This is a genomic window from Neorhizobium galegae, assembly GCF_017877135.1.
GTDB classification, from domain to species: Bacteria; Pseudomonadota; Alphaproteobacteria; order Rhizobiales; family Rhizobiaceae; genus Neorhizobium; species Neorhizobium galegae_A.
Genome location: NZ_JAGIPH010000004.1, coordinates 21534 through 35958, shown reverse-complemented (window position 1 = coordinate 35958; position 14425 = coordinate 21534). Strand labels below are relative to the sequence as shown.

Genomic DNA, 14425 nt, shown 5'->3' with positions numbered 1-14425 from the left:
GCCGCGTCCTCACACTGACAAATGACCGGGGATGCGCAGATGCCTGCGGCCGACCTCGACAAAGAGCGGATCTCGCTTAGCCGCCCATACCGCGAGGAAGTGTCCGACCGCCCAGATGGCGAGGCCGACCAGCCACAGGCGCAAGCCGAGGCCCACGGCCCCGGCCAGCGTGCCATTGACGATCGCGATGGAGCGCGGTGCGCCGCCGAGCAGGATATGCTCGGTCAGCGCCCGGTGGACCGGGACGGAAAAACCCGGCACCGCATCGAGCTGTTCGAGGCCGCCCGCCATCAGATGAGCGCCCCGCCGCCAAACGAGAAGAACGACAGGAAGAACGAACTGGCCGCGAACGCGATAGACAGACCGAACACGATCTGAATCAGCTTGCGGAAGCCACCACCCGTATCACCGAAGGCCAGCGCAAGGCCGGTGGAGATAATGACGATCACTGCGATGATCTTGGCGACCGGCCCTTCGATCGACTGGAGGATACTCTGAAGCGGCGCCTCCCACGGCATGGAGGAACCGGAGGCGTGTGCTGCAGGCGCCAGCATCAGGCTGACGGAAACGGTGGCGGCGGCGGTTGCCATGACGTGGCAGCCGCGCGAAATCGTGCGGATCATGAAGGATCTCCTTTTGAGGTGGTTGCGGGGGTAATGGCGTAGTCGCCGTCCGGCCCCAGCCCGTCGACGCGGGCGAGTTCAACCAGCCGACGCGACGATCCACGCCCGGCAAGGACAGCAACAAGGTCGATCGTCTCGGCGATCAGGGCGCGTGGAACCGTGATCACGGCTTCCTGGATGAGCTGTTCGAGGCGGCGCAGCGCACCGATGCCGGAACCGGCGTGGATAGTGCCGATGCCGCCCGGATGTCCCGTCCCCCAAGCTTTGAGCAGATCGAGAGCTTCGGACCCGCGGACCTCCCCGACCGGGATGCGATCAGGGCGTAGGCGCAGCGAAGAGCGCACCAGATCGGAAAGCGTGGCAACGCCATCCTTCGTGCGCATTGCCACGAGATTGGGCGCGGCACATTGCAGCTCGCGCGTATCTTCAATGATGACCACGCGATCCGAGGTTTTCGCCACTTCGGCCAGCAGCGCGTTGGTCAGCGTGGTTTTGCCGGTGGACGTGCCGCCTGCCACAAGGATGTTGGCGCGCGTGGCGACGTTCAGGCGCAGCACTTCTGCCTGAATGCTGGTCATGATCCCGGCGGTCACATAGTCATCGAGCGTAAACACCGCGACGGCGGGCTTGCGGATGGCGAAGGCGGGCGCGGCGACAACGGGCGGCAATAGCCCTTCGAACCGTTCACCGGTTTCGGGAAGCTCTGCCGAAACGCGCGGATTGCGGGCATGAACCTCCGCCCCGACATAATGGGCCACGAGACGCACGATCCGCTCGCCATCGGCGGCGGACAGAATTTCCCCCGTATCGGCCAAGCCCTCGGACAGCCGATCCACCCAGATGCGGCCATCCGGGTTCAGCATCACCTCGACCACACCGGGATCTTCCAGAAACCGGGCGATGGATGCCCCAAGCGCAGTGCGCAACATCCGCGCACCACGGGCAATCGTTTCCGGCTTTTGATTTGATGCGGTCATAGCGGCCCCGTTCATGACGGGGCGCGCAAAAGACGGACCCCGGATCGGGGTCGATTAAAAGAACCTGATTTTGGGCTATTTCAACAGATGTTTACGCGCGTGCGGCCATCGGCGAGGCCTGGCGGTGAATAGGACGAGTTCAAATCCTGAGGCTAATCCCCATCGCCTTCGGACACACCCTCCGGCGGGGTGTCGTGTAGCGCAGCCATGTCGTGCGATATTTCTTTGAGGAACCTGTCACCGGTGGCGAGGCGCTTACCAAGCGCCTGCATGAATCCCTCGAAACGCTCGTTTCCCTTGATTCGCGCAGATTGTTTTGCGCTGTCGGGCAGCGGCGGCGTGAGGGTCAGCCAGAATTGTACGAATAGCGAAAGGGTTTCGCCCAGCACGGCGATATCCTCGTCCAGTATGTCGAACTGACGGCCAAGCTTGTCCAGGCGGCGCGACATGGCGGCTTCCAGTCGCTCAGTCGTATCGCCTGACATGAAGGATGCGACCGCGGCCTCGATCACTGCGGATTTCGAGACATTTCGGCGCAATGCCAGCGCTTCCACCTGTTTCAGCAGAGCGGGATCGAAGTAGACATTCATGCGGGTGCGCGTCGTCATGCCTGTCTCCGCTCTCAAAGCTCGATGCCGTCATTTGGGTCAAGTGACGCGTGCCGCGCCACCATGCGCATACGCTGGCGCATGGCTCGGGCTTTGGCGGCATCGACGTCCGGCTCATCATCGAGGAAATCGAACTCCTGCGATGGTGGCGGAGGTGGCGGGATGATTTCCTCATGCTCAGGCAGTTCCGGTTCACGCCGAATACCAGCATTGGCCGGATCGTCATCGGATGTATCTGAGGCAGAGACATTGCCGGTCGCAGCCGCAACAATGCGGCTCGTCCAGTCGTCCTGTGCCGATGTGGCGATTTTCACCGGCTGTTTGTGCAGATCGGGCGGTGACATCACCCGCTCCTGAAACCGCGCATCAGCATAGTAGCGTGCCTTGGCTGCGCGGATCGGCAGCACCCCCGCCACCATGACGATCTCGTCGGTGGGCGGAAGCTGCATGATCTCCCCGGGTGTCAGCAGCGGCCGCGCCGTTTCCTGCCGCGACACCATGAGATGCCCCAGCCATGGCGCGAGGCGATGGCCGGCATAGTTAGTGGAATCGCGCATTTCGGTTGCCGTGCCGAGCGCATCGCTGATCCGCTTGGCAGTACGCTCATCATTGGCCGCGAAGGCAACGCGTACATGGCAGTTGTCGAGAATGGCATTGTTCTGACCATAGGCGCGCTCGATCTGATTGAGCGATTGGGCGATTAGGAACGCTTTCAGCCCGTAGCCGGCCATAAAGGCCAGCGCCGATTCAAAGAAGTCGAGCCTGCCCAATGCCGGAAACTCATCGAGCATCAATAGCAGCCGATGCCGCTTGCCGGAGGTTTCCAGTTCCTCGGTCAGCCGGCGCCCGACCTGATTGAGGATGAGGCGGATCAGCGGCTTGGTGCGGTTGATGTCAGAGGGTGGCACTACGAGATAGAGGCTGACCGGTTCTTTCGCACCGACCAGATCGGCGATGCGCCAATCGCACCGCGCCGTCACGCGGGCCACAACTGGATCTCGGTAAAGGCCGAGAAAAGACATGGCGGTCGAAAGCACGCCGGAGCGCTCGTTCTCGGATTTGTTCAGCAATTCCCGCGCAGAAGAAGCAATGACGGGATGCACCCCGGCTTCGCCCAGATGCGGCGTGTCCATCATCGCACGTAATGTCGCTTCGACCGGACGGCGCGGATCGGACAGAAAATTTGCGACACCAGCCAGTGTCTTTTCCTTCTCGGCATAGAGAACATGCAGGATCGCGCCGACCAGCAGGCTGTGCGAGGTCTTTTCCCAATGATTGCGCTTGTCGAGAGAACCTTCGGGATCAACTAGGATGTCCGCGATGTTCTGGACGTCACGGACTTCCCGTTCACCCTGCCGCACTTCCAGAAGCGGATTATAGGCTGCGGAATGCACATTGGTCGGATCGAACAGCAGGACGCGGCCATGACGGGAGCGGAAGCCTGCGGTCAGGTTCCAATTCTCCCCTTTGATGTCATGGACAATGCAGCTTCCCGGCCAGCTCAGCAGCGTCGGTACGACGAGGCCCACGCCCTTGCCGGATCGGGTTGGTGCAAAGCACAGTACATGTTCTGGGCCGTCATGACGCAGATAGTCCTTGCTGTGCCGTCCCAACACGACGCCATCAGGACCAAGCAATCCGGCCGCATGGATTTCCTTATCCTCGGCCCATCGCGCCGAACCGTAGGTGGCGACATTGCGGGCTTCCCGTGCCCGGATGATCGACATGAAGAGGGCGGCGGCTATTGCAAGAACCGCCCCGGACGTGGCGATGAACGCACCTTCGGTAAAGATGCCGGGCGCATAGGCGTCATAAGAAAACCACCACCAGAAGAAGGCAGGTGGATAATAAAATGGCCATCCGGAAATATCGAACCAGGGGGCGCCGAGCTGGGGCTGGAAGCCGAGCCGGAAAGCCACCCATTGCGTTGCAGTCCAGACCATCACCACGACGATGGTGAGCACCACAATGATCTGGCCCCAGAGTATTCGCCCTCCACGCATACAGACCCCAATCGGCAAAAGAGACGGAGGCGATCAGAGAATGTGCTATTTTGAGCGTTGCAACAGCAAAGGTGTGGCCGTAGGGCTGCCGAATACTATCGGCGGCGAATCGGATGGGCTGCAGCGGCACCATCAGGGTGCGTTAACGTGTATCAGAAGAAAGGTGTTGGCAGTCCACTTTCTTCGTAACGCTGAGGAGTTTTAAAAGCGCAGGATCGCAGTTTTGGGGCGACCAGACAGCAGAAAAGGCGATCGTTTCCGGTTCGTCGCTGATCGGCAGAAAGCAAACGTTCGCAGTATTGGCCTGGACCACTTCCTCCACGAAAAGAGAAATACCGTGTCCGGCCGCAATCATCGACAGCAACGTGCTGCGTCCAACATCGCAACGGTGAATTGTCGGCGTCAACCAGTTTCCAGTCGCCCGCGTGACGATCAGGTCATGAATCTGTGGGCCGCTTCCGCCATGCCGAACGAGAAATGTTTCCCCGGCGAGTTGACGCCACTCGATGTTTGTCTGCAGGGCCAAGGGATGCCCAAATGGTAACGCGACCACCAGACGATCGCGCCATATGACGCGCGAATTGAGGTCAGAAATTTCATGATTCTGAGCCATGAAAGCGATATCAATTTTGCTTTCACGAAGCATGATCTCAGCGTCACGTGCCGTTGCTTCTGTGATTTGCAATTGAACATCTGGGTACGTGTCGTGGAATTGATTTAGTAATTGGTCGAGGAACCAGCCTGCTGTAAGAGCATAAACGCCAATCCGCAGTTCGCCCTTACCCCCGCGCGCGTTGATTCCTGCGGTGTTGATCGCAGCATCAAGAGTGCTGATAGCTTCCTGAACCTGATCGACGAACTCGCGTCCAGCATCGGTGAGTCGAACGCCGCGCGTGTTGCGCTGGAAGAGGATGACGCCTAGGTCCTCTTCCAGCAGCTTGATCCGGGCGCTGACACTCGATTGACTGGTGCCCAACGCCGAAGCGGCCCGTTGGAAACTCAAATACTCGGCAACAGCCAGCGTTTGGACGAGCGATTTCAGCGAAACCCGTCCGTCTATAAGTGCGTAAACCCGTGACGCTCTTGCGGCGCGACCTTTGCTACGGCGCAAAACTACCTCTCTGATAAGACTCGCAACAATCTAAGGTGACCGCGAGTTTGCCATCGCCGCTGACAACTCATGCCCACGAAACCACTCACCGTGAGCCGGATGGGGAGGTGTTTCGCTGACTTGGGTCCGCAACTGTCCAGTCGCCACTTGAAAGGCTTAGGCATGAACATGTCCTCGATCATCATTGATATCGTGAGAGCGCATGGTGTAGTGATGACACTCCTCCAGCGCAGCACTACCGTGATGCCCCTAGCTCAGCTTGTTTGTCCGTCCAATCAGGCGGAGCCCCCAGCCGATTAGCGATCCGGCCAGCTACACCCGGTGAGCGCCCGAAGGTATCGCACGCGGCGTGCTTGGGCTTCCCACCAAACCATGACTGGATCCGGTTGGCTGATGGCAGCGAAAAATCGGGTCCATTTCGATCCTTGCCATCGACAAGAAGCTTTGCGAACTCGCTCCCAAAAGTGGCCGCTAATGCGTAAGCATCTCCTACCTCGGATACTTGGGGCGTGTTCGAAATCGAGTTAGCTCCGCGCGCCCAGACCGATGCAGCGAGCTGATCCCCTCGCTGGCCAACTGCTTCGGCCTCAATCGCAATGCCGCCGAGCCCGATTGGCAGGCGTGGAGCGGCTAGGGGAAGCGCTACTGCGGTCCCGAGCGTTAACGCCGTTGAAGCTCCCGCTGCGACCTTGTCCGTCGGTATTATGTCCGTGACGACTGCGCGAACGGTGACGTCGGCACTCTGGCCGAAGGGTACCATGTAAAACCGGTCACTAAGCGAGATACAGAGTGAGCGATCAAGGATGTTCGTCACCAATCTGCGATCATCCGGGGTCTGCACTCGCAAAGCGGCTGCCTGAGTGAAGCTCGTAGGAATGATCGTAGCAGTTCTCAACGGTGACAGAGCCGCGCTGTCGACATAAGTTCGCCGCTTGGACAGTTTGCCTTTCTCAGGACTAAGGCGACTGTACGAGCTGAGCGTACCGCCCTCTTTTAGAGACACGGTTGTGCATGCGGTAAGCAACGGCATAGCCAACAAAAAAAAGAGTCCCGTACGGCATGAGGATACCAATGTTCCATCAAGACGCCACGCGTGTTTCGTGATGAACCGCATTCTGCCCCGTCCGGACTTTATCGCACTTGTGTGCGCGGGCTGACCCCTTCCAATACTTAATTTTATCAACGCTCGACACCCCTGCCCTCGCGCGCAAACGGGCTAGAAAGCAGCCTCTCAGTTGCAAGTCCAGTCGCACCCTCTGCTTGCAGCGAGACGACAGGTCGAAAACGGTACTCGTGGATATTGGCTGGCGTTTCCTTGCCCTGCATCCTTGAGATCAGCGCACTAAGTGGTGGCGACAGTAGCCAGTTGCGGGTGAGAATACCCAAGCGGGTGCGAGGCGTAGAAAGCCCCGTGAATAGCTGCTTTTGCTTTTGCGCAACCAACGGGCGCTGGCCAGCTTCGTAGCCTGACAAGGCTGCGGAAGAAATTCCATGGGTAGCCAGTTCTCCTGCCAACCGGTAAGCGCCGGTTAATGCAAGAAGCGCGCCTGCACCTGACGCAGGGGACGCGCAATATGCGGCATCTCCCACAAGCACGACCCGCCCCGACGACCATGATGGCATCTGCACTTGGGCAAGCGCATCAAAGTAGAAATTAGGAGCGCTGTCGGTCTTCTCAAGCAACGCAGGTACATGCCAGCCGAGACCCGTAAAGGCCTGGCGTAGTATAGCGCGCTGCTTCTCGACGTCGCGGTAATCGTAGCTGAGCGGAGTATCGCTGCGAAACATGAAGTTTATTTGCCCAAGCCCAGGCTCGGCGCGGAAGATTGCCGCGGATTTTCCAGGCTCGTTGTAAAACGTGACCCAGCCGTATTCGCCCATGGAAAGATCGACGTTTACAAATGCGAAGTAATGTTGCTTGAATTTCAGGAACGCCTCCTCCGCCCCAAACACTGCGCGACGCACACTCGAATGCAGCCCATCCGCGCCGATGACCAGGTCGAACCGTTGAGGCGGCCCCTTTGCGAACGTGACATCCACCCCACGTTCATCTTGGGTGAAAGTTTTGGTCGTTTCGCCAAATATGTAGTTCACGTCGTTCTTGGTTGCGTCGAAGAGCAGTTCCGCCAGATCGCCGCGCTTGATCTCCAGATCCTCGGAACCAACCATCCGTTCCATTGCCGCAAGCGGCATTCTCGCGCGTTCCCGATCGCGGTGATCGACGAAACGCATACCCTTGATTCTGAGGACCTTGGCGCGAACAGCAGATGTAAGGCCCATTCTCTCGATAACAGCGAGCGCCTCCGACCTTACATCAACACCGTTTCCGCCCCGGCGCAACTCAGATGCCTGCTCCACGATGGTAACATCGAAGCCGGCACGCACGAGCCAGAAAGCGGCCGTAGGTCCAGCGATGCTGGCCCCAACAATAAGTATTCTGGGTCTGGTCATGGCTGCACAATCTCGGTCATTCCGCGCGGCGCTGCCGGACCCAGACCGATAGAGCACAGCCAATTCAATACGACCTCATGCGTGACGTTTCGATTGTCCACCTGGCAATGTTCAAGACCACCCAGCCGCCGATCTTCGATCGCGACGAAGGATTTGTTGGACGTCCCTGCCTGCTGATAATTTGTCAGAGCTTGATGGAGCGGATTTGGTTGCACCATCACCTCCTCTACGCCGTGCACGACGAGAAGAGGGCACTCGATTTTTTCCACAAAACCATCGAGATTGTAGTTGAAACGAGGGTCGTTCGCAAAATCGTCCAGGCTTTCTGCGCCCAAAATTTGCATTGCGTGGGCTGCGTAGCTGGGCGGCATCCACTTGAGCATTTCACCCCAATTGAATTTGTGTGGCCCTCCATTAGATATCACCGCGGCCAAACGAGGATCCTGTGAGGCAAGCCTGAGTGAATCGTAGCCTGAGAAACTCTCGCCGAACACAATGATCTTGCTCGCATCAACCTCGGGCCGGGAAACAAGGAAATCTATTGCCTTGGAATGGAAGTGTTCCGCGTCTGCGCGCCTTGGCTTTCCTTTTTCATAAAGTGATAGTCCTGTGCCGGGCTGGTCGTAAACGAAGAAGTTGTATCCGCTTTGGATTAGTGCTGGGCCAATGTTGAAATAGTTTTCCGTAGTCTGGCAATCGCCGCCATTTAGAGACAATACAGTCGCTCTTGGCTCCTGCACCCAGGGTGGGGCGAAAAAATACCCCTCGAGTTTCACACCTTCGTAGTCGATTTGCACCTTCTCAGGAACCACATCGAAATAGCGAGAGGCGGCGTCGAATAGCTCAGATGTCTTTTTAAGCAGATCAATTTTTCGCGTGTCTTGGGCCTCAATCAAGAATTCCGCGACACGGTTGTAGTTGCACGCTCGGCAGTAGGCGTTTCTTGCGGAGAGCCAGTTGCCGGTGGCTTCAGCATCCCGCCCATGCTTTTCCACGGCTCTCGATGTCGCAAGCCATTCCCTGATCCAAGAGTCGTCACTCTCCGGGTCAATTCTCTTGCAGGCTTCAAAAATCTCGGTGACGTCTGCAAATCCAAGGGACGCAAGCCCCAGAATCTTGGTAACCTGAAATGATCTCACGGGATTTTCTGGCCAGTGGCCAAACTCGATTGTCATGTCTCTGCTCCATTTACGGGTATCAGCGCAAAGCCGACGGTTGTTGACCGAGCGCAGCTAAATCGAAAATTTGTATGCGGGCGGTGGGACAGGATCGCGTGCGTTAAACAACACATTCCAGGACACTTGCTGCCTGTTTAGGCTGGATGTTCCCGCCTGTTCTCGTTCAGCTAGTATTTCGGAAGCTTTAGCTGGTTATAGGCTTTGACGGAGGTCTCACTGGCCGCTCCTAGAGTTTCCCCGTTTGCTGAGCGGATTAACATCTCGTCACGTTGTTCAATTTCTTCAGGTGTGCGGGGAAGGAAAAAGGAATGACTTCCTTGACCGGTCGCCAAGGCTTGGTTGGCTTCCACGTAAGGGCGAATGGTTTTCTCATAAGCCATAAAACCCTCGACAGGGTCAAAATGGGAGGCAAGCTCGCCGGCGAGAACATAGGCACCCACAAGTGCAAGGCTCGTGCCTTGCCCAGACAGAAACGATGGCGCGTAAGCTGCATCTCCGACTAAACCAACTCGCCCCTTTGCCCAATTACTCATTCGGATCTGGCTGACGGAATCGAAGTAAAGATCATCCGCATTGGACATTGCATTGAGCAATTTAGGTACCTGCCACCCGCTTTCTGCATAAACCGCTTCTGTAAGCCGTCTCTGTTCGATCAGATCACGCGATAATGCTGGACCAGGATTTTCTGTCGCAAAGATTAGGAAAGCGAAAACGTCATGGCTTTCTCGTACTGCGATCATGCCAGCGGCGCGACCCGGTTCTGCGTAGGTGATTGCCTCGTGCGCCAGCCGCAGGTCATTTGGCATCGTGAAAAGATTGAAGCAGTAGCCCAAATAATGGCTGAACTTATCCTCTGGCCCGAATGCTAGTTGACGTGTGCGGGAATGAAGGCCGTCCGCACCGATAACGACATCGTATTTCTCTCTTACTCCATCTTCGAAAAGCACACTAACGCTTGGACCGTCATCATCGAGTGCTTCAATGGAGTTTCTGAAACGGCAAGTAACGCGGCTTTCTTTGACGAAACCATAAATAAGACCGGTGAGCGCCCCGCGAGGAAGTTCGACGTCGCGTTCTATTTCGTTCCCCATGACGACGTAGGGCGGAATGGTACCGATCACCTTTCCATGACCGTTGACGAACGTCATGGAGCGGGAGTCTATGTGCTCCGACCTAACCTGCGGCGCGAGGCTCATTTTCTCAAGAACGCCAATCGCCGTCCCACGCACGTCAATGGGGTATCCCCCACTACGTACAGTTGATGCCCTCTCGACTAGAGTGACGTCAAATCCAAATCGGTCAAGCCAGTACGCTGTCGTCAGACCAGCCACGCTTGCTCCCGAAATTAGTACTCTTCGTGGAAAGTTCTCACGTTTTGACATACGGGTATCTCCTGCTTATAAGATACACGTCGCATCCTATTTCGAAAGAGTCAAGATGCGCTCCGCATCTTATTTGAGGGAAAAATGAGCGCTAAAGCCCAGAGAAGACGTGGTCCGGAGTTGGACGAAGCGATTTTAGATGCCGTTTGGCATGAAATAACGACCAAGGGATATGGTGGTTTGACTTTAGATTCCGCCGCAAGCCGCGCGGGTACAAGCCGACCAGTTATTCACCGGCGTTGGAAGAGCCGTAGTGAACTCGTCGTTGCTGCGCTTGCTCGCTACGTAGCCCGCAACCCTATTAATGTGACGGATCGAGGCAGTGTCCGCAGCGAGATGATATTGCTTCTTCAGGGGTTGTCAGAAAGAGCACAACCGCATCTGATTCGGATCCTTTTCGATATGCGAGAGGATCTCCTGAAAGACAATATTCACCTGGCAGACCTTCCAGGAAGAATTGGCGAGCAAGGATTAGTGGCTGACATATTAGCGCGAGGGGCGCAACGCGGCGAAATTGATCCATCGCGGATCACGCCCCGTATAATTTCTCTACCGACTGACTTGGCACGCCACGATATGCTAATGACGCTCAGACCTCTTTCTGACAAAAGCGTCGAGGAAATCATAGACGAGGTCTTCTTGCCCTTGGTTCTCCGAACATCGAAATAACTGGAACTTCCGCCACGTTCGCCTGTAGCGCGAAAAATTGAGCAAAGCTAAATCGTACCGCCGCCGAATAGAACGGTCGACATCGTCTTCATCATCGATGATTGGCGACGAAACTGTCGCTTAGGACATCCGAGAACGTCGTCTATCGTTCTCAAAGGGGGGCGCCAACTTATCCAATAATAGCCGGGCTAGATGGCCATCATGGTCGCTTGCTCGCTACGGCCTCATCATCTGAGATGAGTATTTCAACTGTTGCCGTCATACCCGCCGCGAGTTCAACACCGGACGGCACCTTTTCGATATGGATGCGCACAGGGATGCGCTGGGCAAGCCGCACCCAGGAAAATGTCGCGGCCACATTGGGGAGGCCGAGATGACCGGGCGCATCGTTGCTGTTGTCGATCCCCCGACCGAGGCTTTCGACATGACCAGTGAGTGGCTGATCAAAGCCCAACAGCATGATCCGTGCCGGGCCGCCAACTCGGATCTGGCCGATCTTCGTCTCCTCGAAATAGCCGGTGATCCAGAAGCTGGCGGCGTCGAGGACGGCGACCTTCGTCACACCCGCCGTCGCATAGTCGCCTGGCCGAAGCCTCAAATTGGTAACATAACCGTCGACCGGCGCACGGACCGTCGAGCGGGCAAGGTTAAGCTTGGCCAGATCGAGCGCCGCCACCGCTGACTGATAGGCGGCGCCGGCGACCGCAGCAGCACCGCTCGATTGCTGAGCCGCCTCCTGGGAAACGACGTCCTTGAGTTGGCTGTGCCGCCGCGCCGTTGCCTGACGAACGATCACATCCTGGCGCTTGGCTTCAACCTCAGCCTCAGCCAGCGCCACTGCCAATCTGAGCCGCTCGGGGTCGATCTCATAAAGGATGTCACCCCGACGGACATATTGGTTATCAACCACGGAAACCGCGTTGACCGTGCCGGAGACTTCCGGCGCGATCTGCACGACATCGACGCCAACCCGCCCGTCGCGGGTCCAGGGCGTCCGCTCGTAATGGTTCCATGCCTTCAGCGCGATAAAGGCGGAGACGGCGACGAGGCAAAGGGTCAGGGCATAGCGGCCCAGCAAGGATAGAACAGACGTCAAGGCAGGTTTCCGATCGATGGCAGGTACTGCACGAGCAGACCGTAGATGATGACAAAGATGGCGAGCTCCACGAGCGGCCAATAAGCGAACCGCCGATGCAGGCCAGCTGCGGAAAACAGGCGGAGCGTTGCCATGGTGATGACCAGCGCGATGAACGCGATAACCACAAGGCCGGGGATCAGGACGCCTCCGATATTGAGATCAACGATCATCGGTCGTGATCCTCCTGTCTGCCTGAGAGCCAAGCGCGAACCGCATGTCGATGAGCAGATCGACAATCTGCAGGCGGTTCTTGAACACGCCGCCGGCCGTCTTCTCGATCAGGGTCTCTATCCGCTTATCGAGGTCTCGGAGGTCGGCAGGCGTTGGCGGCCTCCGGCCACTGAAGCGTGCCGCGATGACGAATAGAAGCTCGTTCAGTTCAACGCCGGCCTCGCCCTTGATCTGCGGAATTGTCTTGCGAAGCTGTCCGGCGACATGCCCGATGCGAAGATGGTTCAGCGTATCGTCGAGCACATCTGGATAGGCTTTGCCGGTCAGCCGCAACCTTGGCAGCAGCAAGGCTGTCCGATCAATCATCAGGCTTGCCCAGCGCGCTTCGTTAGGCGCAGAGCCAAGCGCGCGTCGGCCAACGTCCCGACGGCTTAAGCGAAGCAAGCGGTTGATCGCCCCGTCGACCGGCACGGTCTGGAACAAGGACATGCTCACGGCGCCGAAGCCGACCGCAGCAAACAGCGCGATCGTACTGTTGAGTGAGGTGGCGAAGTCGCCTGTGTAATAGGGACCGAGAGCCGAAAGGATTGGAATAGTCAGCGTGATGCCGAGCGCCATGAAGGTTGTCGGCAGGCGTGCCTGCAAAGAGCCGGCGAACAGGAACGCCGGCGCAAGCACCGCGACAAGAACTCGGAAGTCCGTGACCTGGGGCAGGATGACGAAACTGTAGATGAGGCTGATTAAGACCCCGTAGATTGAGCCGACGATATATTTGACAACAAACGGCACAGGCGCATCGAAATTGCCGAACAGGGTGCAGCAGACGCCAAGAATGGATACGGCCATTCCGCCCTCCGGCCAGGCCGTCCAGATCCAGAACGCGCAGCCAATGAGAATGCCGATGATCGCGCCGAGCGCAGTGCGCCCCGCCATCCATGGATCGCGGTGATAGACATAGCCCTTCGCTCGCTTCGGTCCATGAAGCGACGTGGCATCGCGCAACCGCCCGGTCGCTGCGACGTTCCGCTCCAGCCTGTCGCAGTCCTGTAGCAGACCGACCATTTCGGCGAGATGACCTGCCAGGTTAGCTGCAAGCCTGTCGTCGGGCATCGTAGCATCGGCGCCATAACGCTTCTGGACTGATCGTGCGTGCGCGATGAGTTGGGCTGTGGCAGCCTCCCGCTCTTCCGTTTCGGCGTTTGCGGCCCAGGCACCGACGTCACCGACCAAGGCGATCAGCTCACCGGGCGCATCGCTGTCGCCTAATCGAAGTGCCTCAATCCGGTCTTCGATCTCGCCTGCGAGCCACAGCAAGCGGGCAAGCCGGTCATGGATAAGTTGCAGTATCTGACGTGGAGGTGTCGGCGCCGGATCATAGGGTAGATGCGTGGCAAGTCCCTGAATTGCTAACAGGTCCGCTGCGAGTTGGTGGCGGTCTCGGCGGTTTTCTCCGGGCGTTCCACTCAGTGCATCGCCTGTCAGCCGACGAGCGTCCCGCAGCGTGGCCGATAGCTTGCCGGTGAACTGGCCGGTCATGCGTTTCGGCACGATGTAGCGATGGATCAGGACTGCGCACAGAATCCCGATTGAGATTTCTTGAACGCGCACCGACGCTGTCTCGAAAATCGCGCCTGGATCAAGCACACTCGGGAACCCGATCAGGCTTGCGGTATAGCCGGCAAGAACAAAGGCATAAGCGCGCGGTGTGCGATCAAGCAGCGAGAAAAACAGGCACAGTCCGATCCAGGCCGCAAGCACGACGCTGCACACCATCGGATCGTTCACGAAGTTCGGAACGATCGCGACCGTTGCTATGGCGCCGACCAGCGTCCCGGCGAAGCGATAGACACCACGGCTAAAGGACGCCCCGGCAGACGTCTGTGAGACGATGTAGACAGTTACGATGGCCCAGAACGGCTTGGGAAGCCCGATCCGCAGCGAAATGTAGTAGGCCAGCATCGCCGCAGCGAAACTCTTCGCCGAAAACAGAATCGCATCCGCATCCGCCTTCAAGGTGGGCGTGCGCAGGAAGCTCATCCCAGCTTTAACCATGGCTGCAAGGGTCGTGTTTAAGGGGGGTATGAGCTTAGCGGTGTTCATGCCGCTAGTTGTGA

The 14425-nt window shown here is 57.9% G+C and carries 14 protein-coding genes; 1 reads left to right on the top strand and 13 read right to left on the bottom strand.

Features of this window, described 5'->3' with window-relative positions; translation table 11 throughout:
* Positions 1-9: 9 nt before the first annotated feature.
* From J2858_RS13160 to J2858_RS13115, 10 genes are all read right to left on the bottom strand, one after another.
* A complete protein-coding gene (locus tag J2858_RS13160) occupies positions 10-291 on the bottom strand; it encodes a VirB3 family type IV secretion system protein (protein ID WP_210105279.1) in 282 nt (93 codons plus the stop codon).
* Positions 291-623: a TrbC/VirB2 family protein gene (locus J2858_RS13155; protein ID WP_112524402.1), complete on the bottom strand. Its 333-nt coding sequence runs from the start codon at positions 621-623 to the stop codon at positions 291-293. Before J2858_RS13155 ends, J2858_RS13160 begins: the two co-directional genes overlap by 1 nt.
* Positions 620-1600: a P-type conjugative transfer ATPase TrbB gene (trbB, locus tag J2858_RS13150; protein ID WP_210105278.1), complete on the bottom strand. Its 981-nt coding sequence runs from the start codon at positions 1598-1600 to the stop codon at positions 620-622. The genes J2858_RS13155 and trbB overlap by 4 nt, the downstream gene beginning before the upstream one ends.
* Before the next feature lie 152 nt (positions 1601-1752).
* On the bottom strand, positions 1753-2208 hold the full coding sequence (locus J2858_RS13145; RefSeq protein WP_140903594.1) for a CopG family transcriptional regulator: 456 nt from the start codon (positions 2206-2208) through the stop codon (positions 1753-1755).
* Positions 2209-2222: 14 nt separating this feature from the next.
* Positions 2223-4211, bottom strand: coding sequence for a conjugal transfer protein TraG (locus tag J2858_RS13140; protein ID WP_210105277.1), 1989 nt, complete (start codon positions 4209-4211; stop codon positions 2223-2225).
* Positions 4212-4353: 142 nt separating this feature from the next.
* Positions 4354-5322: a LysR family transcriptional regulator gene (locus J2858_RS13135; RefSeq protein ID WP_245366018.1), complete on the bottom strand. Its 969-nt coding sequence runs from the start codon at positions 5320-5322 to the stop codon at positions 4354-4356.
* A gap of 235 nt (positions 5323-5557) precedes the next feature.
* Positions 5558-6352 (bottom strand): DUF3313 domain-containing protein, encoded by a 795-nt coding sequence (locus J2858_RS13130; protein ID WP_210105639.1) that lies wholly within the window; start codon positions 6350-6352, stop codon positions 5558-5560.
* A 149-nt stretch (positions 6353-6501) separates the two neighbouring features.
* A complete protein-coding gene (locus J2858_RS13125) occupies positions 6502-7773 on the bottom strand; it encodes an FAD-dependent monooxygenase (protein ID WP_210105276.1) in 1272 nt (423 codons plus the stop codon).
* Positions 7770-8948, bottom strand: a complete 1179-nt coding sequence (locus tag J2858_RS13120; protein WP_210105275.1) for an alpha/beta hydrolase — start codon at positions 8946-8948, stop codon at positions 7770-7772. The genes J2858_RS13125 and J2858_RS13120 overlap by 4 nt, the downstream gene beginning before the upstream one ends.
* Positions 8949-9118: 170 nt before the next feature.
* Complete coding sequence (locus J2858_RS13115) at positions 9119-10333, bottom strand: FAD-dependent monooxygenase (RefSeq protein ID WP_245366016.1); 1215 nt, start codon at positions 10331-10333, stop codon at positions 9119-9121.
* Between the two features lie 84 nt (positions 10334-10417).
* On the opposite strand from J2858_RS13115, the gene J2858_RS13110 reads away from it, so the two are divergent.
* Positions 10418-11002, top strand: a complete 585-nt coding sequence (locus J2858_RS13110) for a TetR/AcrR family transcriptional regulator (protein ID WP_210105273.1) — start codon at positions 10418-10420, stop codon at positions 11000-11002.
* A gap of 199 nt (positions 11003-11201) precedes the next feature.
* On the opposite strand, the gene J2858_RS13105 is transcribed toward J2858_RS13110, so the two are convergent.
* Genes J2858_RS13105 through J2858_RS13095 form a run of 3 tightly spaced genes read right to left on the bottom strand, consistent with a single transcriptional unit; the run spans position 11202 to position 14348 of the window.
* Positions 11202-12098 carry an efflux RND transporter periplasmic adaptor subunit gene (locus J2858_RS13105; protein ID WP_210105272.1) on the bottom strand — a complete coding sequence of 299 codons (897 nt, stop codon included), beginning with the start codon at positions 12096-12098 and terminating at the stop codon, positions 11202-11204.
* Positions 12095-12310 (bottom strand): DUF1656 domain-containing protein, encoded by a 216-nt coding sequence (locus tag J2858_RS13100; RefSeq protein WP_112520453.1) that lies wholly within the window; start codon positions 12308-12310, stop codon positions 12095-12097. Before J2858_RS13100 ends, J2858_RS13105 begins: the two co-directional genes overlap by 4 nt.
* Complete coding sequence (locus J2858_RS13095) at positions 12300-14348, bottom strand: FUSC family protein (RefSeq protein ID WP_245366005.1); 2049 nt, start codon at positions 14346-14348, stop codon at positions 12300-12302. Before J2858_RS13095 ends, J2858_RS13100 begins: the two co-directional genes overlap by 11 nt.
* Positions 14349-14425 lie beyond the last annotated feature (77 nt).